The 19,090-nt window shown below is 65.0% G+C and carries 15 protein-coding genes and 1 pseudogene; 8 read left to right on the forward strand and 8 right to left on the reverse strand.

Going from position 1 to position 19,090, the window contains the following annotated elements; translation table 11 throughout:
* Positions 1-44 precede the first annotated feature (44 nt).
* The 5 genes from ACWEQQ_RS42300 to ACWEQQ_RS42320 form a co-directional block, all read right to left on the reverse strand.
* The gene (locus tag ACWEQQ_RS42300) at positions 45-998 is read right to left on the reverse strand and encodes an amidohydrolase family protein (RefSeq protein WP_452352191.1); all 954 of its coding nucleotides are present in this window, start codon (positions 996-998) and stop codon (positions 45-47) included.
* Between the two features lie 51 nt (positions 999-1,049).
* Positions 1,050-1,928, reverse strand: coding sequence for an LLM class F420-dependent oxidoreductase (locus ACWEQQ_RS42305; protein ID WP_452352192.1), 879 nt, complete (start codon positions 1,926-1,928; stop codon positions 1,050-1,052).
* A gap of 52 nt (positions 1,929-1,980) precedes the next feature.
* Positions 1,981-2,925, reverse strand: a complete 945-nt coding sequence (locus ACWEQQ_RS42310) for an SDR family NAD(P)-dependent oxidoreductase (RefSeq protein WP_452352193.1) — start codon at positions 2,923-2,925, stop codon at positions 1,981-1,983.
* Positions 2,926-3,495: 570 nt separating this feature from the next.
* The gene (locus ACWEQQ_RS42315) at positions 3,496-3,966 is read right to left on the reverse strand and encodes an HIT family protein (RefSeq protein ID WP_452352194.1); all 471 of its coding nucleotides are present in this window, start codon (positions 3,964-3,966) and stop codon (positions 3,496-3,498) included.
* A 453-nt stretch (positions 3,967-4,419) separates the two neighbouring features.
* A complete protein-coding gene (locus ACWEQQ_RS42320; protein WP_452352195.1) occupies positions 4,420-4,881 on the reverse strand; it encodes a VOC family protein in 462 nt (153 codons plus the stop codon).
* A 113-nt stretch (positions 4,882-4,994) separates the two neighbouring features.
* Here ACWEQQ_RS42320 and ACWEQQ_RS42325 point away from each other — a divergent pair, with 113 nt between their 5' ends.
* The 5 genes and pseudogenes from ACWEQQ_RS42325 (at position 4,995) to ACWEQQ_RS42345 (ending at position 11,740) form a co-directional block, all read left to right on the forward strand.
* Positions 4,995-5,996 carry a helix-turn-helix transcriptional regulator gene (locus ACWEQQ_RS42325; protein ID WP_452352196.1) on the forward strand — a complete coding sequence of 334 codons (1,002 nt, stop codon included), beginning with the start codon at positions 4,995-4,997 and terminating at the stop codon, positions 5,994-5,996.
* Positions 5,997-6,333: 337 nt separating this feature from the next.
* Positions 6,334-7,125, forward strand: coding sequence for a Zn-ribbon domain-containing OB-fold protein (locus ACWEQQ_RS42330; RefSeq protein WP_452352197.1), 792 nt, complete (start codon positions 6,334-6,336; stop codon positions 7,123-7,125).
* A gap of 762 nt (positions 7,126-7,887) precedes the next feature.
* The gene (locus ACWEQQ_RS42335) at positions 7,888-11,190 is read left to right on the forward strand and encodes a protein kinase domain-containing protein (protein ID WP_452352198.1); all 3,303 of its coding nucleotides are present in this window, start codon (positions 7,888-7,890) and stop codon (positions 11,188-11,190) included.
* A gap of 69 nt (positions 11,191-11,259) precedes the next feature.
* A pseudogene (locus tag ACWEQQ_RS42340) lies at positions 11,260-11,505 on the forward strand (IS110 family transposase); the annotation flags it as partial.
* A gap of 31 nt (positions 11,506-11,536) precedes the next feature.
* Positions 11,537-11,740 (forward strand): hypothetical protein, encoded by a 204-nt coding sequence (locus ACWEQQ_RS42345; protein WP_452352199.1) that lies wholly within the window; start codon positions 11,537-11,539, stop codon positions 11,738-11,740.
* Between the two features lie 194 nt (positions 11,741-11,934).
* On the opposite strand, the gene ACWEQQ_RS42350 is transcribed toward ACWEQQ_RS42345, so the two are convergent.
* Both ACWEQQ_RS42350 and ACWEQQ_RS42355 read right to left on the reverse strand, forming a co-directional pair.
* Positions 11,935-12,927, reverse strand: coding sequence for a DUF7065 domain-containing protein (locus ACWEQQ_RS42350; protein ID WP_452352200.1), 993 nt, complete (start codon positions 12,925-12,927; stop codon positions 11,935-11,937).
* Positions 12,928-12,966: 39 nt separating this feature from the next.
* Positions 12,967-15,558 carry a PEP/pyruvate-binding domain-containing protein gene (locus ACWEQQ_RS42355; protein ID WP_452352201.1) on the reverse strand — a complete coding sequence of 864 codons (2,592 nt, stop codon included), beginning with the start codon at positions 15,556-15,558 and terminating at the stop codon, positions 12,967-12,969.
* Between the two features lie 84 nt (positions 15,559-15,642).
* On the opposite strand from ACWEQQ_RS42355, the gene ACWEQQ_RS42360 reads away from it, so the two are divergent.
* The 3 genes from ACWEQQ_RS42360 to ACWEQQ_RS42370 all read left to right on the forward strand — a co-directional run bounded on the left by ACWEQQ_RS42360 (position 15,643) and on the right by ACWEQQ_RS42370 (position 17,486).
* The gene (locus ACWEQQ_RS42360) at positions 15,643-16,347 is read left to right on the forward strand and encodes a TetR/AcrR family transcriptional regulator (protein ID WP_452352202.1); all 705 of its coding nucleotides are present in this window, start codon (positions 15,643-15,645) and stop codon (positions 16,345-16,347) included.
* 505 nt (positions 16,348-16,852) lie between these two features.
* Complete coding sequence (locus ACWEQQ_RS42365; RefSeq protein ID WP_452352203.1) at positions 16,853-17,023, forward strand: hypothetical protein; 171 nt, start codon at positions 16,853-16,855, stop codon at positions 17,021-17,023.
* Between the two features lie 16 nt (positions 17,024-17,039).
* On the forward strand, positions 17,040-17,486 hold the full coding sequence (locus tag ACWEQQ_RS42370; protein ID WP_452352204.1) for a hypothetical protein: 447 nt from the start codon (positions 17,040-17,042) through the stop codon (positions 17,484-17,486).
* 945 nt (positions 17,487-18,431) lie between these two features.
* On the opposite strand, the gene ACWEQQ_RS42375 is transcribed toward ACWEQQ_RS42370, so the two are convergent.
* Positions 18,432-19,004 (reverse strand): hypothetical protein, encoded by a 573-nt coding sequence (locus tag ACWEQQ_RS42375; RefSeq protein WP_452352205.1) that lies wholly within the window; start codon positions 19,002-19,004, stop codon positions 18,432-18,434.
* Positions 19,005-19,090: the final 86 nt, after the last annotated feature.

The following is a 19,090-nucleotide window of genomic DNA, read 5'->3' on the forward strand; positions in this document are numbered from 1 at the left end:
CATCGGGTCGGGCCGGACCGAAGTCGATTGTGCCCGAATCAGTTTCAGCCATATCGACGAGAGATGCGGTAGAGGTGTTCGGCGTTGGTTTCCAGGATCGCCTTCGCATCGGCGGCGGCGATGTCGGGGCTGTTGATGTAGTCGACGGCACGGACAAAGATGTCGTCGGCCTCGTAGGGAAAGTCGGTGCCCAGGATCAGTCGGTCGGCGCCGAAGGAATCGATGGCGGCACGCAGGGCGGGCAGATGGCCGTGCCCGACGGTGTCGTACCACATCCGGCGGGCCAGAGCGCTCGGCAGGTCCGGGGTTTGCGGTGCCTCCCAACGGTATTGGTTGTCGGCACGTTGCAACAGCATCGGCAGGGCTCCGCCCAGATGCGAGTTGATCACCTTGATGTTCGGGTAGCGCACCGGAAATCCGTGGGTGATCAACTGCATGACGCTGATCGTGTCCTCGATCGGCGCGCCGACCATCCAGGTCAGGTTGTAGTCGGCGATCAGCGGACTGCACGCGCTGTTGCCCGCGGGGTGCAGGTGCAGCACCGCGCCACGGCGATCGAGTTCGGCGAACACCGGCGCGAATTCCGGGTCGACCAGGGCCCGTCCGAGCACCGTGGTGTTCATGACGGCTCCGACCATGCCCAATTCGTCGATCGCGCGGCCGAGCTCGGCGAGCGACTCGTCGATATGCGGCATGGGCGTCGTCGCGAAGGCCAGGAACCGATCCGGGTGGCGCGCCACCACGTCCGCGTACTGATCGTTCACGAAGCGTGCTGCGGCAACGGCCTTTTCGCGGTTGCGGCCATTGGGCAGCCGGGGTGCCGCGGACAGAATCTGCACATCCACTCCGGCGCGGTCCATCAGCCGCAGCCGCGCCTCGAGTTCGGTGCCCCCGCCGGCACCCATGCCGCGCTGAGTATCGGTGTCGGTCTTGCCCAGATCGACCAGTAGGTCGAGATAGTCGTCGGTCCAATAGTGGGCATGCACATCTACTCGCACTCGGATACCTCCTACTCTCGGGACCCGATCGGCGCTCCGGAAAGGACGAAGTTATGGCGGAGTCAGCCCCAGCGCACCGGCCAGCTCGGACAGTGTCGGCAACAGCTTGTCGGGCCCGCCGAGCACCTGGATCACGACGTGGTCGGCGCCGGCCCGCAGATGCTCGCCCAGCCGGCCCGCGATGTCGTCGGGGGTGTCGTAGGCGACCAGGGCGTCGATGAACCTGTCGCTGCCGGGCCGGGTGAGGTCGGCGTCGGTGAAACCCATCCGCTTCCAGGCGCTCACGTAGTTCGTGAGGGCGAAGTAGTTGTACGTTTCCGCCATGACCTTGCGGGCAATCGCGCGGGCCTCGTCGGTGTCGGTGGACAGCACCACCTTGTGCTCGGGGAGCAGCAGTGCGTTCGGCCCGATGATGTCGCGGGCCTGTGCGGTGTGCTCGGGTGTGGTGTTGTACGGGTGCGCCCCGGCAGTGCGTTGTGCCGCCAGCCTCAGCACGCGCGGCCTGAGCGCGGCGAGCACGCGCCGATCAGCCGGTACGCCGTTCTCGTCCAGCGCGTCGAGGTAGTCGACCAGCGCGTCGTAGGGCTTGCGGTATTCCTCGGTGTGCTCGGGATGACCGGCCCCGATGCCGAGCACGAATCGGCCCGGGTAGGCGGTTTCGATGCGATGGAACGACTCGGCGACAGATTTGGCGTCCGCCGACCAGATGTTGACAACGCCGGTCGCCACCTTCAGCGAGGTTGTCGCCTCCAAAAGTGGCTCCGCGAACGATAATTCGGCGGGCGGAGAACCGGAGACCCATAACGTGCCGTAGCCGAGCCGTTCGATTTCCTGGGCCAGCTCGGGGGTGGGGCCGCCCGAGCTGGCGCCATACAAAGTGAAAACGCCGAATTTGCCGAGGTCGCCGGTGGCCTTCTCTGGTGCGGTCATTGCTGCTCCTCGCGACGTCATCGAGCCTTTCCTGGCAGGATCAACCTCGAAATCATCGGGTCAGCTCCTCCGAGACCCGCCAGAGACGCTCGGCATTGTCCGGATCGAGTGCATAGGGCGCGACCCCACCGGTGTGGCCGGCGCGTTCGCTGATCTTCGGTGCCGGAGCGCAATCCTCGTAGTAGCGACCCGTGACGCCCTCCACCTGGGGGCTGGCGGCGAGCAGCACCGATGTCGCGGCACCCTGCTCGACCGTCTTCACCGGCGGCAACGACAGGTCGGTCTGCTCCCCGAAAGCCTCGAGGTCGCCCGGACTCATATGACGCGCCAACGCGGTACTGGCGATATTGCCAGGCATCAACGCATTGACCATGACACCGTCATCGGCCCAACGCCGTGCAGCACCGACAGCGAACAAGATATTGGCCGACTTCGACTGACCATACGACGTCCACCGGTCATACGGGCGGAACCGGTAATGCAGATCGTCGAAGACCACCGGCGAGAACAAATGCCCGATCGAGGCCACGCAGACCACCCGGGCACCGCCCGCGGCCGCCAGCGACCGGTGCAAGCCGGTCGTCAATGCGAAATGACCGAGATGATTGGTAGCGAATTGCATTTCGTACCCGGCCCGGGTGCGGGTGAGTCGAGGCAGAGCCATCACGCCGGCGTTGTTGACCAGCACGTGCAACGGCCCGTCCCAGGCACGCCCGAAATCGGCCACCGACTCAGGATCGGCCAGATCCAACCGGGCCACGTGCACCCCACCGCCCCCGCCCGGCAGCTTCTCCCCGATCTCCTCCGCAACCTGCCTACCGGCCTCTACATTCCGTACCGCCAGGGTCACCTCCGCACCGGCGGAGGCCAGCGCACGAGCGGTCTCGGTACCGATCCCCGAACTCGCGCCGGTGACGACGACACGCCGACCATGAAGATCGATATCGGCGACGATCTCGGCCGCCGTGGTCGCGGCGCCGTAAACAGTAGTGGGCATCGTGAGCTCCTTCCGTGTGAACCGAATCCACGTCGTCCGCACACGCAAAAAACGTCTGTCTCCACCGCCGGCAATACCGATCGGCGCCGTGCGCGCCGGACTCCTCCAACCCGCCGCCGGGCCATCCAACCGACCGCACGACAATTTCACCGCCTGGCGAGCCGCAAAACGTCTCCGCCCGCACCGACTCCCGACCAGGACGCTCTTACCAGCAATCCAATTGTCACGCCCAACACAGTCGAAGTCGATGTACACATGAACATTCCATCTACCTCGCAGGCGCCGCCGCAGATTCCGCACCCCGATTTCCCCCCGGCCTGGCATCGTCGTATCTCGTACGCCCAGCATCGGTCACCGAAACGGTGTAATTACCAGGACGGTCCTGTTCATGTCCGATCTGCTATCGAATGCTTTTCACCGTAGGCAAATCTCTCCATCTTTTGAGTGGCGGACCGGGCAGGCAGTTTCAGGAAGCCCGAATACCAAGCGGGACAAGAGTTTTTCGTGAGACCGAACGTCGGGCTAGTCATCAAGCTCCCCGGTACGAACGTTGACGAGGGCGCGCCGTTCTCAAGCGGACAGCGTATGCAGCTCGCCGGTGATCGCCTGCCGGATCTGGTCATGGCGTGCGCCGAGTACATAGCGCTCATCGGTCCATCGATCGGGCGGATAGAGCCACACCGGGCCGCCCACCAGATCGTCTGGCTCCCAATCGAATCGCGGCCACACGTGAACGTGCAGGAAGGCATCGGTGTTGCCGAGGATCTCCAGATTCACCCGCCGGAAGGCCGGATCCAGTCGGGTGCACGCCCGCTCCACCGCCTCCCCCAACCGATCCATATCGGCAAGAAACGCAGCACGCCGCGGGCGCGACAACTCGGAAAGGCGTTGCACCGCAGGATCATCGGTCAGTAGCAGTGAATAGCCGGGCAGGAACTGAGTATCACCGATGACGGCGAGCCCGGCCGTGAGCCGACACATCACTGTTGGATTCGCCCCACGCAAGGCGCTGCCGATCCGGTCACTGCGCCAATCGCTCATCTCCACACATTAGCGAGCCCGCATCAGCTGCACCGACGGGTGCCAAGCGGGACGAGCCACTCGAGTGCGCTGAAGTGTGCCCCACTCGGGTGGGACGCACCTTTGTGGGGCATCGACAGTCGATCCGGCCTCGCCGCCCGCTCTCTGCCCATTCTCAGTCGGGAATGCCTGTCGCCCTTGCAAAATCATGGTGGGGCCTTGTCCGAACGAATGCGCCGAGAACGGATCCGCATTGCGAGGTGGTGGGTTCAGCGAGAAGGGGTGTCTTTCAGGGGGAGGATCACTACGTCGTCGCCGTGGGAGGCGACGCCGACCGAACCCTGTGACCGGACATCGGAGAGCACTTGTCGTGTGCGAGCGCCGTCGACGAATTCCTGTGGCGTGGAGTGGTTTCCGTCCAGAGCGATCGGGTCGGCCTCCCAGTCATGGCCGGGCTCGGCGATCGGGGGACTGTTACTGGGCTGCTCGCGCGACGTCGAGGATCCAGGTGATACCGAAGCGATCGCGCAGCATCCCGAAGCCGGGCGCCCACTGGGCCGGACCGAATTCCTCGATGAGGGTCGCACCGGCCGCGAGGCGTTCCCACAACGCGCCGACTTCCTCGATGGTGTCACCGCGCACGGAGAGGAAGAACGGCTCCGCGGTGATGGTGGTGCCGTTCTCGCGGCGGGTCGTGGGCGCGCCCTGGGCGGCCGGCGCGTTCTCACCGGGCACGTCGTAGGCCATGACCCGGAATCCGTTGTCGGCGATGACCTGGCCGAACACGACCTTGGTGGCGTCCGGCAATTCGGCGAGCATCCCGAAGTCACCGTAGGTGGCCACAGCGAGTCGACCGCCGAACACCGACTGGTAGAACTCCAGGGCCGCACGAGCCTGTCCGTGGAAGTTGAGGTGGGCAACAGCGTTTACCGACATGGTGATTCGGTCCCTTCACAAGTGGTTTCGACGCGGGTTCTTCCCGCGACGAGAGCCACCCTGTCAGCAATACCGGACAGGGAACGTCCGCTACCTATGGCAGTCTGGCCGCCATGCCGACCGCCTCCTCGACGGTGACCTCCCGCCGCCTGCTCTCACTACTGTCGCTGCTGCAGGTCCGCCGTGACTGGCCGGGAGGCCTGCTCGCCCAGCGGCTCGGTGTCAGCGAACGCACGGTGCGCCGCGACGTCGATCGCCTGCGCGAGCTCGGCTACCTCGTCCGAGCGGTCAAGGGACCCGAGGGCGGCTACCGGCTCGAAGCCGGGATCGAACTGCCGCCGCTGCTGTTCGATGACGAGCAGGCCGTCGCGCTGGCCGTGGCATTGCGGATCGCGGCCGGGACCGGGGCGGGTATCGAAGAAGCTGCGGCAAAAGCGCTGACGACCGTCCGCCAGGTCCTGCCATCCCGCCTGCGCCAGCGCATCGACATGCTCGAAATCACGACCGTCGAACCAGCCGCGCGCGAGACCGATCCCCAAATCGACACCCACGTCCTGCTCGCGCTGAGCGCGGCCATCCGATCCAGAGAGGAACTGCGGTTCGACTACCAGTCAGCGGAACCGCCGCACGACACCGACCCGCAGCCGCCGCGACGAGTACAGCCCCATCACCTCGTGTTCCGCGGTGGACGCTGGTATCTCATCGGATGGAACCCGCACCGTTCGGACTGGCGTATCTACCGCGCCGACCGGATGACACTTCGTATCCCCAACGGGCCGCGCTTCACCCCCCGGCAACTGCCGGGTGGCGACATCGCGACCTTCCTCTCCGCTCGGTTCAAAGGCTCCGAAGGCGCGAACTCCTGGCCATGCCAAGGCGAGGTGATCCTCGATCTCCCCGCCACCCAGGTGGCCCCCTTCGCCGCCGACGGCATCATCGAGGAACTCGGCCCCACCCGAACCAGACTGCTGACCGGCTCCTGGTCCTGGCCCGCACTCGCGGCGACGCTGGCACGTTTCGACACCGAAATCGAAGTCATAGGCCCGGATCCGCTACGTGACGCGTTCGCTGAACTGTCGCGCCGCGCAGCCCGCGCCGCACGCACGAGGACATAGGTTCGAGGGCACCGCCGCCGCCGGAACCTGGCACCCCCTCCCAGATCTGCAACTCGCTTTCCTACGAGACCTCGACGCTGCCGATGCCCCAGGCGCGGCCTCGATAGGCCGGCACGTCGTCATACCGCCGACCTCCAATGCCCCTGAGCGACCATCGGCCACGACCGCCCGTTTGTGCTGATGGCCTGGACACGGTGAAACCCGCGTCGACCAGCACCCCCGCTGGGCGGGGGTGGCAAAAATAGGTATGTCGTGGGTAGTTCTGCCGTCGCGGGCAGGCCGCTCCGTGACGCAGGCTCGTCAGTGACAGCGCAGGCAAGAACTGGCGAGGATTGCGATGTTCGACCACAAGCCGGAAAACCCCCGACACCTCAACGACCCCACCGGGCGCCACGACAGCGCGACCCTGATGATCCGGCGTTGCACCGACTGCGCAACATTGGTCGCACCAATGACCAACGCCTGCTCATCCTGCCGAGCCACCACCCTGGACTGGGTACCCTCCACCGGCACCGGGTCGATCGTGTCGTGGAAAGTGGCCCACCACCCCTCCAACACCGGCACCTGGGAGCAGTCCACGGTCGCCATCGTCGAACTCGACGACGGCCCCTGGATCTACTCCACCATCTACGGCGAACTCCCACCACCCTCGGACCAGCCGATCCGCGTCCGCTACGAACCCGACCCACCCGAGGACCGATTCCCGGTCTTCACCATCGACACCACCACCCCACAGACCCCGCACGCCAGCACCCCACCCGCGGACGACCCGAACAACCCCCAGCCGACGACGTCCCCCGCGGCACACACCAACCACGACCCGGGATGGGTTCGTTCGTCGATGACACACTGCGATTTCCTGGCGGCCAACCGATCACTCGACACGGCCGCCAGATCGGTGGTCGAGTACGCGATCCGACAGGCCCCCTCCGGCGGCGCCAGCGCCGGCGAGCTGCTCGTCGCCTTCGGCGTCACCCGCTGGCGGTTCGTGCAGATGATCCGCGAGGCCCTCGTCCAACGCCCCAGCGACACCCGCGATGCGCGCACACTCAAACGCAACCTGCTCGACTCACTGTCATGGGCATGGCGCGCCTACCCCGACTCCTCGACCGCTTACGTCCCCTGCTAGGCCGCGTTTCGAAAGTTGTTTGCGTCGAGGGACAGCGGTACCCGGCGCCTTGGTGCGAATCGTGTGGGGCGACATAGTCTCGCGCGAAGCACTCTCATCTGAGTTTTGAGAACCCTCCTGCACTGCCTCACGAGGACGAGGAGGAGGGGGATGTAGGTTCCCTCGATAGATGACATCGGTCGCACTCACCATCTGCAATTTCATGGTTCTTTCTCACCGTTTTGTCACGGATCATTTTCATCGTTTTGTCAAATTCCTCCACGTCGGCGGCCCAGCTGACAGAACAGGAGCTCTGCGCGAGGCCGCGGGGGAACCTCACCGCGCCCGCCGCAGCATCTCGGTCAGATTAATTTCCAAGATAGTTGCCGCTGCAGCGATTTGGCGCCTACATCAGCCACACCGCTTGTCTGTGGCCATTATTGGAGCCGAGGGTGCGCGCAGCCCGACAGCACATCGGACTACTCAAACAGCGGTCTGTGCCGGTCCGGAACCCCAATGCGGGTCGGCGCGATGGGTTGGCTGTGGCGCTGGACGCGCGATCGCGTTCTTTGATTTGGCACCATCACCGTTTGATAGGACGCCGCACTGCCGGTGAAGTGAGGCTGATTCGCTGCAGGGCTCATCCGACGGCTGGCCGCGACTGCATCGTCGGGACACGACCGTTTCCAGCTCGATAGCCCTCGACGTTCTTCGGCGATACGCTGAGGGGCGGATGGGAGCGCATGCTGCTTGGGCTCCCGGACATGGTCGATACGTACGTAGATGACTGATAACGATCCGCTGCCCACACGCCGTGATGTGACGACCCCCGTCACGGCGGAGTTGGAGGCGGCTGGTTTCGAGGATGCGGTGGAGATCGGCCGGGGTGGTTTCGGGGTGGTGTATCGCTGCCGGCAGCCAGGGTTGGACCGGATCGTGGCGGTGAAGGTGTTAACTGCGGAGTTGGACGCGGATAATCAGGCGCGGTTCGTGCGGGAGCAGCGGGCGATGGGCCGGTTGACGGGGCATCCGAATATCGTCACGGTGCTGGAGGCCGGTACCACCGACAGTGGGCGGCCGTATCTGGTGATGCCGTATCACCCCCTGGATTCCCTGCATGCGTGGATCCGTCGGCATGGCCCGCTTCCGCTGGACAAGGTGTTGGGGATCGGTGTGAAGATCGCCGGCGCGCTGGCGGGCGCCCATCGGCTGGATATCGTGCATCGGGATGTGAAACCGGGCAATATTCTCCTCACCGAGGACGGCGAGCCGGCGTTGACCGATTTCGGTCTCGCCCATATCGCGGGTGAGTTTCAGACCTCTTCGGGCGTGGTGACCGGGTCACCGGCGTTTACCGCGCCGGAGGTCCTCGAAGGCGAGGCCCCGACGGCGGCGGCGGATGTGTACGGGCTCGGCGCCACCCTGTTTTGCGCACTCACTGGGCATGCAGCATTCGAGCGTCGCAGTGGTGAGAATGTGGTGGCCCAGTTTCTGCGGATAACCACCGAGCCAGTGCCGGACCTGCGGGACAGCGGCATACCCGACGATGTATCGGCGCTGGTGGCGGCCGCGATGAGCCGCGACCGCCACCAGCGGCCGTCAGCGGCGGCGCTGGGGGCTACCATACGGCAGGTGCAGCAGCGCCACCGGCTGCGGCTTGGCGAAGTGACACTACAGGGCGCTGTGGATCTTGAACCCGGGAACCAGAAACCGCCGGTATCGCAACACATGAAGGCAAGGGTGCTCGGCCGCGGCGGCGCTGGCAATCTGCCACTCGAACTGACCAGCTTCATCGGACGGCGTACCGAAGTCGCCGAGGTCAAGGGTCTGCTGTCGGCGTCGCGGCTGGTGACGTTGACCGGGGTCGGGGGTGTCGGCAAGACCCGGCTGGCATTGCAGGCAGCCTCGAATGCGCGGCGCGATTTTGCCGACGGCGTGTGGTTGATCGGACTGGCCGAACTATCCGACGCTGCGCTGCTGGTGGATGTGGTGGCGTCGACCGTCGGTTTGTGGCACGAGTCGGCGACGCCGTTGCTCGAGGCGCTGGTCGAGTTTCTGAGTTCGCGGGAAACACTGCTTATCGTGGACAACGCGGAGCACGTGGTGGAGGCTGCGGCAGAGCTGGTCGAAACCTTGCTGCAGACCTGTCCCGGTGTGCGGATCCTCGTCACCAGCCGCGAACCGCTGAATATAGCCGGAGAAGTGGTGCGGCGGGTGCCGCCGTTGTCGGTCCCGGATCCGGAGCGGCAGTCGACGCTGCGCGGGATGTCCGCCTTCGATGCGGTAACGTTGTTCGCCGACCGCGCTGCGGCCGCGGTGCCCGGCTTCGAGGTGGATGAGGACAACAAGGCCGCCGTGGCCCGGATCTGTGCCCAATTGGACGGTTTGCCGCTGGCGATCGAGCTCGCTGCCGCTCGGATGAGCACGCTGTCCCCGCAGCAAATTCTCACGCGGCTCACCGATCGGTACACACTGCTCACCCACGGCAGCCGCACCGCATCAACCCGCCAGCAGACGCTGCAGTGGTGCATCGACTGGAGCTATCAGCTGTGCACCCGGATCGAACAGCGGCTGTGGGCCCGGCTGTCCGTGTTCGCCGGCAGCTTCGAACTCGACGCCGCCGAACAGATTTGCGGCACCGACCTCACCTGTGGCTCGGAACTCGACGTGACCGAGCACAGTGCGCTGGATGTGCTGTCGTCCCTGGTCGGCAAGTCGATCGTGATCCGGGAAGAGTCTGGCACGGTGGTGCGTTTCCGGATGCTCGAGACGCTGCGCGACTACGGCCAGCAAAGGTTGCAGGAGTCCGGAGAGATCACCGAGCTGCGCCGACGGCACCGCGACTGGTACCTACAGCTGGCGATGGACGCGGACGCCGGGTGGATCAGTGACCGGCAGCTGGACTGGATAGCGCGGCTCGATCGTGACCAGCCGAATGTACGCGCGGCGCTCGAAGCCTGCTTGGCTGACGACACCGAAGAAGCGGCTGAAGCGGGGCTGCGTGGCGCGGCGGTACTGTTCGAGTTCTGGAATTGGCGCAGTCTGTATAGCGAAGGTCGATTCTGGATAGACCGTGTGCTCGCTCACCCCAGGGCGCAGTCGGCACCCGGCTGTTGCGCCGATGCGTTACGAGTCGGCTGCCAGCTGGCTTCGGGGCAGGCGGACTTCGAGTCTGCGGCCGCGTTTCTGGAGGAGGCACGGGTACTAGCCGAGCGGGCTCCAACCTCCCTCATCCAGGCGAAGATCAACTATGCCGCCGGTATCCTCGCACTCACCAGCGGCGCACCAGACGCATCCGCTGCCATCGAACGCGCCGTGGAACTGCTCTGCTCGAGCAGAACGGGATCTCTGTACATAAGTGCTCTGACCGTCCTCGGTTGGGCATACGAACTGCGGGGCGATACAACTCGAGCAATCGAGTACTACCGCCGAACAATTACCCTCACCGAAGCGTGCGGCGAAACTCTTTATCGTTCGCTTGCCCTGCGCGGCATGGGTGTTGCCGTATGGCACCGAGGCGAGCGGGACGGTGCCCAGCAATTGCTCGAGGGAGCGCTGCGGGTCGCTCACCGGGCGAAGAGCCCGATCCTCACCGCGTTCGCTTTCGAGGCGCTCGCCTGGATCGTCGCCGATCGCGACGCCGGGCGCGCGGCTGTCCTGTTGGGAGCCGCGCAGGGACTGTGGCCGAGTGGAAGCAACGTCAGGACGGTCGTGCAGAACATGTCCGGCTTTCACGACGAATGTGAGCGGATAACGCGAGATATCCTCGGCCCCCGTGGATTCGAGGTGGCCTTCCGCCGCGGCCAGGCGATGGGTGCCGATGCCGCTGTCGCGTACGCACTTGGAGAACAGCCCGCCGATGAGGGGCATGCCTCGGGCACCTTTGTAGGGTTGACCAAGCGTGAGCGGCAGGTCGCCGGCCTGGTCGCCCAAGGATTGAGCAATAGGCAGATCGCCACGAAATTAGTAATCTCGCAACGCACAGCGGCGGGCCACGTGGAGCACATCCTGGCCAAACTCGGATTCACCTCGCGCGTGCAGATCGCCGCCTGGGTCATCGACGATGCCAGACAAGGGAGTTCATGACCTCGAGTTGACCGGACGTGTGATCGAGGCCGACCCCAAGAGCGTCAGGTCACGTGGGCTGGAGTCGATATCGGCAAGCGTTACCACTGGGTGTGCCTGGTCGACAGTGCCGGCACAGCAGTGTGGTCGGCGAGAGTGGCCAACGACGAGAACGAGATCACTACCACGATCTCGCGAGTGAGGTCGCTCGCCGATGAAATCGTTTGGGCGGTCGATATTCTCGGCGCACCGTCGGCATTGCTGCTGGCCCTGCTGACTGGGGCCGAGCAGGCGATTCGTTACGCATCCGGTCGGATGGTGGCTGCGATGAGCGCCGCCTACACCGGCGAGCCGACCACTGCGGCACGTGTTCTATCTGGCAGCGCGGACCAGCTCCATGCGCGCCGGACCCAACCGCGACTACTACCTGCACAAACGCGAGCGCGGACGCACCCACACCCAGGCCATCATCGCCCTGGCCCGACGTCGACTCGATGTCCTCTGGGCACTCGTGCGCGACCAACGCTACTACACCGACAAGCCGCCCATAACTACCAAATCCGCGGCTTGACAACACCATTGAGATTCCCAGTGTCCGGCCTGCGAACGATCTCTACGACGGCGCCGGCCCCAGCGACCTGAGGGTGACCTACTTACGCCCGGTTGAGCATCGGCCAACCCGATGTAATCGGCGTGAACGACGCAGACGGCCGCCGGCACCCGATGACGCTCGGGGTGCGTCAACGGCGGCGGCCGTCCGGCTCGTCACGAATGGTTGGTCAGCGCATACTGGCCGCGAAGGAAACTGCGGGCATGGTGCAGCGGCCAGTAATCCTGGAGTTCACCGAAGGCCTTCTGGCCGTCGAAGTCCCATTCGACCAGGCACCAGAAGATGGTCAACCAGGAATAGCCCTGCCAGTTGAGCAGGCTGCGGACGCGTCCGGTCGCCTCCAGGTGCCGGCCGAGCGAATCGGTGGCATCGATGCGCAGGGTGACCGGGCGTCCGCGCGTATCACGTTGGGTAACTTCGATTTTTCCGCCAGTGCCTTTCGTCAGCGCGCCGTACTGGCCGTCCCTGACGTAGTAGCCGAAGACCACGTCCTCTGTGGTGCCGACGCCGGGATCTGCTGCCGGCGGCAAGGTGTTGACGGCCAGCACCTGGAAGCTGCTGTGCTCACCGACTCCCCACACGAACTCTCCGCGGGGGTTGTTCACGATGTTGCGGACACCCCAGGAACGGTCCCGCTGGGCGGCGCAGTCGATGGTGATCTTTTCGCCGTCGATCACCAAATGGCCCGACATTCTGCCGAACTGGTCGAAATGACCTGCGCCCCACTCCTGCATGCCCTCGGATGCCAAGTCGCCTGCGTAGGGCTCCTGATCTGAGGTGAATACCAAGTCCAGGCTGACGTCCCCGTTGTAGGCCGTCTGGCCGTGATAGGTGAAGTGGAATTGGCGCAGCGGCTCGATGACCGCCACCGACAACCCGTTGTCCACGGAAAAGTCGAACATCTCGGTGTCCGGGCTGATCTTGTAGGCCTCGCCCCAGTCGTAGAGCAGGCAGTCGTAGGTCTCGGTGCCTGCCGGATCCCATACCGCGACACCTGCGACGGTATAGCCTGCGTTGGGCCGGTGATACATGTACAGGAACCCGCACAGATCGCGCTCGGGTGCCATGAACGAGAACCATCCCACCTCGTTCCAGTACGGGCTGGGTGAGGGCTCGTGCAGATAGTCGTCAGCGGGGAAGATTGCCATGATTCCTCTTTCGAATGAAACGTTGAGTCACGTTGGTGTTCAAGCACGTTCGAGCACGTCGACCGTGCCGGCGAGCCCGTCGACGCGCAGGCGGTCACCGGTGACTATCGCGGTCGTCCCGATGCCGGTATTGACCACACACGGGATACCAAGCTCGCGGGCCACCACTGCCGCGTGACTGAGCGCGCCGCCGATATCGACGACAAGCGCTGCCGAGATAAGCATCACCGCCGCCCAGGACGGGTCGGTGGTGGAGGCGACCAAGATCTCGCCGGGTTCGACCTCGGCGAAGCTCGGGTCGCTGACCACCCTGGCGATGCCTTCGACGATCCCTGCGCTGGCACCGACACCGCAGAGCTGGTCGACTGCCGCCTTCGCGGTGGCTGCCGCCGGTTCCGGAACGCCCCAGAACGCCGGTGGCAGTTCATAGGTGCGGTACAACTCGTGCTGGGCTTTGCGTTCGGCGATCAGGACGCCGATATTTGCCGGTAGTTGCGGTGATGTGAGCTCATCGGCGGTGAGGTACATGACGTTGTCAGCGTCGTCGATCAGCCCCTCCGCAACAAGGATCTGGCCGATACGCCGGGCAGCGGCGCGGGTGATGTCCAGCGTGCGCAGAAAGGTCGCCTTCCCGATGCCGCGCAACGGCATACGGCTGTCAGCGAGCCGAAGAATAACGCCCGCTTTGATTCGGCCTATCGGCCCCAACCGAGACATCAGCTCGGCAATTGCGGCTTGGCGCTCGTGGGTGCGCTGGAACGCGGCGACCCGCGGATCCTTTTTACTGTCCTGCTCGCGATAAAGGGCCGCCAGCCGCCGGATCGGGGTGGGATCCTCACGCCACACCCGGCCCGCGATGTCGCCTTCATGGGTTCCGTGGAAGCCGTGCCGGCTCAAAAACTCTGACTCCGACAGCTCGCCTCGGCCCAGATCCCACAGATCGATCACGACCTCGGCCTCGGCGTGGTCACCGGCTCCAGCCGTGATCGCCCCCATGTGCTCCTGCATCCCAGCGTCGGCAACGAGCTTCTCCAGCGCCTGGTATACCGGAGGGATCGCCACCACGTTGGCCTGCGACTGCAACGAGGTGGCGCGAATGAACCTCTGCCTGGCGGCACAAAACTGCGCTCGTGCCCCGGCCAGGTCGAGGTGGGGCGTACGGGCCAGTTCCCGCGGCCACCACGCCGCGACGTCTGCATGTTCGGCGACGAGCAGCTTCCTGGTCTCGGCGAATGCACGCGGCATCGTCCACACCGCATGTGGATAACGGCGCCGGGTGGGGTGCGGGCGCATCCCCTCAGGCACTTCACCGAGGAAGGAACTCACCAGCAGCTCCCCGCTGGTGCCGGGTATCCGCTCACCCATCTCGTAAAACGCGCTCGCCGAGATCAGCGCGCGACCGTACGCGATCTGTATGAACCGGTCATGCGGGTCGACGGGTTCCCCCGACCGTGAGGACTCCAGGGCGCCCAGTTTGATGAAGCCGTAGCGCGCGGCGATCTCCGCGGCAGGCCCCCACACCGACCACGTCAGCGGAGTGAGCACGCCCGGAGCGGCCTCACCGATATTGGAGGTGGTGTAGAACTTCTCGGGATCGAGGTCGCCGTGAGTGACACTGTCGCAGCACACGGTGGCCGTCGGCGATACTGCAGGCCGGTTACTCCAGACGGTCTCGGGCCGGGCCTGCAATAACAGGATTTCGCCGTCACCGGACACCGCCCACTCGATGTCCATCGGGCACTCGAACGCGTCCTCGACATCGCGGCCCAGGCGAACGAGCTGCAAGCCCATGTGGGGGTCGAGTGCCGGGGTTCTCCCGATCGCGGGATCCAGCGTGCTGACCACCACCGTGCCGGCGTCGGCATCGAAGACATGCTGACTGGTCTGCTCCTTGATGCTCGAGCGTGACAGTTCCAATGTGGCCTTGTCGTACCAGAACTGATCCGACAAGACATCTCCGACGACCACCCCTTCTCCGAGTCCGTGGGCGGCCTCGATGTAGATCAGGCCGCGGTCCCCGGTGACCGGTTCCAGCGTCATCATCACGCCCGCCGCTCGGGCCGCGACCATGCGCTGGACTACAACAGCCATCGCAACGTCTTCGGGGGGTATCGAGAAGCGGCGGCGGTAACCGATTGCTCCAGCATTGAACAGGCTCGCCCAGCAGCGCACTACATGTGCGCAGACATTGTCGGCGCCTTCGACCCAGAGGTAGGTGTCGTGCTGGCCGGCGAATGACGCTGCGGCGGTGTCTTCGGCGATGCCGCTGGATCGCACCGCGACCGGTGGTGCGTCGATCTCGGTGTAGGCGCGAGTGATCTCGGCGGCCAATGCATCGGGAAGGCGCATCGCAGCGAAGACCTCACGGATGCGCTGGGATTTCGCCTCGTCATCATCGGCGCTGGCCAGGATTTCTGCGATGGAAGCATCCGCGCCGGTCGCAGCGATGGCGTCCCGGTAGGCCTGGGCGGTGATGGCGAAGCCGTCAGGCACCGGCAGCCCGAGGTCGATGAGGCTGTACAACCCTCGTGTCTTGCCGCCGATTTCGCCTGCCCTCCTGGGGGAACAGGCTGCCAGCGGCAGGACGACAGGCACGTCGACGTCCGCTCCGCTCATTGCTGTGACATTCATGGAACCTCCTCGTACTACATGGGCAGCACCCAAGAGCTAACACTATACAATGTTTAGAGATAGCGGTCACATATCCTCACTAGAGTGACGAGAAATACCGCCATGACACGACCGCGCACCCCTCCAGGGCCCAAGCCCCGGTTCAGTCGCGACGACATCGTCGAGGCAGGGCTGGCGATCATTGCCGCCGAGGGGTCGGACCGGCTGTCGTTGCGGCGCCTCGCCACCGAGGTCGGGCTGACGGCCGCGGCGCTCTATGGGTACTTCAGATCCAAGGACGACCTGGAGACTGCGCTGGTGGCCAAGGTGATGCCCGCGCCACCGGAGCCTGCCATCGACCCCGCTCAGCAATGGCACGAACAGCTACGGGACTATCTGCTCGATATCCACGACGCGATCGTGCGCCATCCCGGGGTCGCGCAGCTGTTCATCGCCCGTGCCGCCGACGACGCGGCGACCAACCGGATTCGGGAGCACCTCCTGAAACTGCTCATGGCCGGCGGCTTCGCCGGCGACGACGCGTTGGCGGCACTGGGCACCCTGAGCAGATACGTTCTGGGCAGCGTCGCCATCGCCGACAGTCAGCGCCGGACCCGCCCCACTGACGACGGGCAACGTGCGACCCTATCGCCTGGCCCCGAATTCCCGGTCTTGCGCGCCCTCGCCGACAACTACTCGAACCGCAACTCGATGGAAGCGACCCGGTACGGTCTGGACGCCACGATCCTGGGCTTGCGGGCCCTGCAAGAGCACAGACCGCCGGACGACACATCCAGTCCGCTCAGCTGACACCACACCGGGCCGCCGACATCGTTCGATACCGCCAACCCGTCCTTGGACTGCTGATCGAACGCTCCGCTGAGCCAGTGATCGTCGCCGCGACACGCAGCGTTCGCACAGGCCGCTACAGGCGAAAATGCTTGTGCGACGCGTTCGTAGCGTTCGCGCCCCTGACCAGCGCACACCGGACAGGGAGATCGAGGTCTGCGCTGACCGACCGCGCGTTCAACAAGGTGGCCCCAAGGGACCGTCGAACATGCGCGATCAGCAAGCAAGTTCGTTGGCCGAACGACGTGCCGTCCGCGCGCTCCTAGCCGCAGCAGAACGTCACTCAGGTCCCCGCAGCGCCACGGGACTCCAAGGGATCCATCTCCAACCGGCTCAAAACCTTCACCACCGTGCAGTGGGTCGATAGGCCAGCAGGCCCGGCGCCGCGACCTGTCCTTGATCCAGCCCAGCATCCTGCCCGAACTCACCCGCCGGCAGCGCACCACCTACGACAAACCTCACCGCGATGACCAAACGTGGACTGGCGCTGTTCGACAATCCAGGCCGGCCCGACGCCGCCCGCGTTCGCGAGATGCACAACGTCATCGCGTGGATGGGCAACGAGGTGCCCGCTCTCATCGACTGGTGGGCCGCTCAGCGGCCCCGGAAAGTAAGGGCTCCGGCCCGCCGACGCTGAAACTGTTCCCGACGTAATGTTCGAAACCACCTACAGCGGAACGGATCACGTCATGGGCACACCACCGCAGCCACCTACCGACGACGACTACTGGAAGCCGCAGGCGCCCGGCGCGATTCCCCCGCCGCCACCTGAATACCTCCAGGGCAGTGGCGAATACATCCCGCAATTCGACTATCCCGAACAGGCGGTGCGGCCCACGCCACCGGTGCCGCGCTACCGGCCCTATGCCCACATTCCAGTGAGCTCGCCACCGGAGGGCAAGGGGCTGGCGATCACGGCCCTGATCTTCGCTGTGCTGTCACTCGGGGTGCCGTGCCTATTCGGTTGGGCCGGGATCTTTCTCGGGCTCACGGCCGCCAGAAAGGGACATCCGCTCGGCAAAGTGGCGATCTGGACGTCCATCGTCTGCATGTTCATCGGGTTTGTACTGGCAGCCCTGGCGAAAAAGTACTGGCTGTAGCGAGGAGGTTCTGGCGCTGCAGTGATTTGGCTGACGTCGGGACCAAACCTGTTGCGAGTGGACACGATTCTTCGTCGGGAACACCACTACTCAGATACCCGACTATGATGACGACTGTAGGTTCTCAAGTCCTGCTTCATATTGGAAGCGCTCGAGCTGCAGGTTCTCGTATTGGTCCTATGCCCGAACTGAAGGAATTTCTCTGGCCCCGCTTCATTTCCTAGGCGACTCCCTGCTCCGGTGTCCGTAGCAGTGCCGCGCTGATCCGGGCCGACATGCGAAGGCGCGGGGCATGGGCTACACGGCACCCGCCGATGGCGTCCGCCGTTCCCCACTCGGACTCATGACGTCACCGTGACAGCACGGGTGATATCCGGGAGTGTGGGTGGCAACCGTGTTGCCACCCACCGGCAGCGGCTGTCCAGTTCGGCAGACGATGCCGACCCTACTCTGTCACGCCGGCTCGCCCTACGTTGGCAAGGCGTGTGGAGAGCAGGCGGCCCTGTTCCGAGTGCCTGTCAATTGCCGGTCGGCACAGGAGGTGGGGACCGGCATGTGCAGCGCGGGCTGGCCTTCGGTCATGACGTCGAGGCGCAAAGGGCGGGTGGGGTACTCCCCTGGGTTGTATTGTTTCGCAACAGTTTTCGCCAATAATTGGTGATCATGTCAGTTGCGGTGTCGGTATCCGCGCTCGGGACCGCGCCTGACTCCCCGGAACATGGTGTCAGCGAAAGACTGGGCATCGGTGTGGGGTTGGGGTTCAGCGCGACAGTAGAAGCTGGCCCCGGCTCGGGTCGGCCAGCCAGTACTGGTTCAGCTTGGCCTGCTCCGATGCTGATCGTATTACCTCCTCCGCCGAGGTCGTTCGGATCGGCTGACCGCGTCCTGGGACGGTCGGACACAGGTGCGAAGGTGTGGAGCGAACCCCACACCTTCGCCGATTGATCAGGGCATCGCCGCACTGGGCGCGCTGATCTCGCCGGCTGCGTTCAGAGTGTTGTATGCCTGGATCAGCGCAGCGATACCCGCAGGCACGCCGACGACGACTCCGCCGATGATCGGGCCGATCGCAGCTCCGATTCCCAACCCGGGAATGCACCCACCGATCGCACCGACGACTGCGCCGACCACGCAGCCACCGACAAGGCCGACAACGCCTCCTGCCATGCTTCCGATCGTTGCCGCCAGCATGAATTCACTGCCCGCCTGGTTCAGGGCGTTGTTGATGTCGGCTTGGGCATCGACAGGCGTGGCAGCTTGAACGGGCACCGCGTCGTTATTGCTGATCGCTGTCTGTGGCTGCGTGACCGCCGTCAATTCTGCGGATGTATCGAGTCCGGCGATGGGAACCGCTTCAACGTCGGTCCCGATAGCTTGGGGTTCATCGCTGGCGATCATGGCGGTGCTCTGCGCGACTACCGGCGCGGCGCTCGCAGCGGCGGCCTCGGCCCCGAGCGCCATTACCGCGGCGACGGCTACAGTGGCTGCGATGCGGACTCGAGTGTCGTATTTCATCATGGCGGTTCTTTCGTGAGTTGTTCGAGCGACTTCGTGGTGCTGCTGGGCAGGATGGGCCCTGTTCTGCGATAGGTGGGCCCGCTACC

This window comes from Nocardia sp. NPDC004123 (assembly GCF_053603795.1).

What these genes read in the sequence shown, in the direction of transcription:
- ACWEQQ_RS42305 (WP_452352192.1), bottom strand. Translation starts at nt 1,928, where the DNA reads ATGACCGCACCAGAGAAGGCCACCGGCGACCTCGGCAAATTCGGCGTT.
- ACWEQQ_RS42310 (WP_452352193.1), bottom strand. Translation starts at nt 2,925, where the DNA reads ATGCCCACTACTGTTTACGGCGCCGCGACCACGGCGGCCGAGATCGTC.
- ACWEQQ_RS42315 (WP_452352194.1), bottom strand. Translation starts at nt 3,966, where the DNA reads ATGAGCGATTGGCGCAGTGACCGGATCGGCAGCGCCTTGCGTGGGGCG.
- ACWEQQ_RS42320 (WP_452352195.1), bottom strand. Translation starts at nt 4,881, where the DNA reads ATGTCGGTAAACGCTGTTGCCCACCTCAACTTCCACGGACAGGCTCGT.
- ACWEQQ_RS42325 (WP_452352196.1), top strand. Translation starts at nt 4,995, where the DNA reads ATGCCGACCGCCTCCTCGACGGTGACCTCCCGCCGCCTGCTCTCACTA.
- ACWEQQ_RS42330 (WP_452352197.1), top strand. Translation starts at nt 6,334, where the DNA reads ATGTTCGACCACAAGCCGGAAAACCCCCGACACCTCAACGACCCCACC.
- ACWEQQ_RS42335 (WP_452352198.1), top strand. Translation starts at nt 7,888, where the DNA reads ATGACTGATAACGATCCGCTGCCCACACGCCGTGATGTGACGACCCCC.
- ACWEQQ_RS42350 (WP_452352200.1), bottom strand. Translation starts at nt 12,927, where the DNA reads ATGGCAATCTTCCCCGCTGACGACTATCTGCACGAGCCCTCACCCAGC.
- ACWEQQ_RS42355 (WP_452352201.1), bottom strand. Translation starts at nt 15,558, where the DNA reads ATGAATGTCACAGCAATGAGCGGAGCGGACGTCGACGTGCCTGTCGTC.
- ACWEQQ_RS42365 (WP_452352203.1), top strand. Translation starts at nt 16,853, where the DNA reads ATGACCAAACGTGGACTGGCGCTGTTCGACAATCCAGGCCGGCCCGAC.
- ACWEQQ_RS42370 (WP_452352204.1), top strand. Translation starts at nt 17,040, where the DNA reads ATGTTCGAAACCACCTACAGCGGAACGGATCACGTCATGGGCACACCA.
- ACWEQQ_RS42375 (WP_452352205.1), bottom strand. Translation starts at nt 19,004, where the DNA reads ATGATGAAATACGACACTCGAGTCCGCATCGCAGCCACTGTAGCCGTC.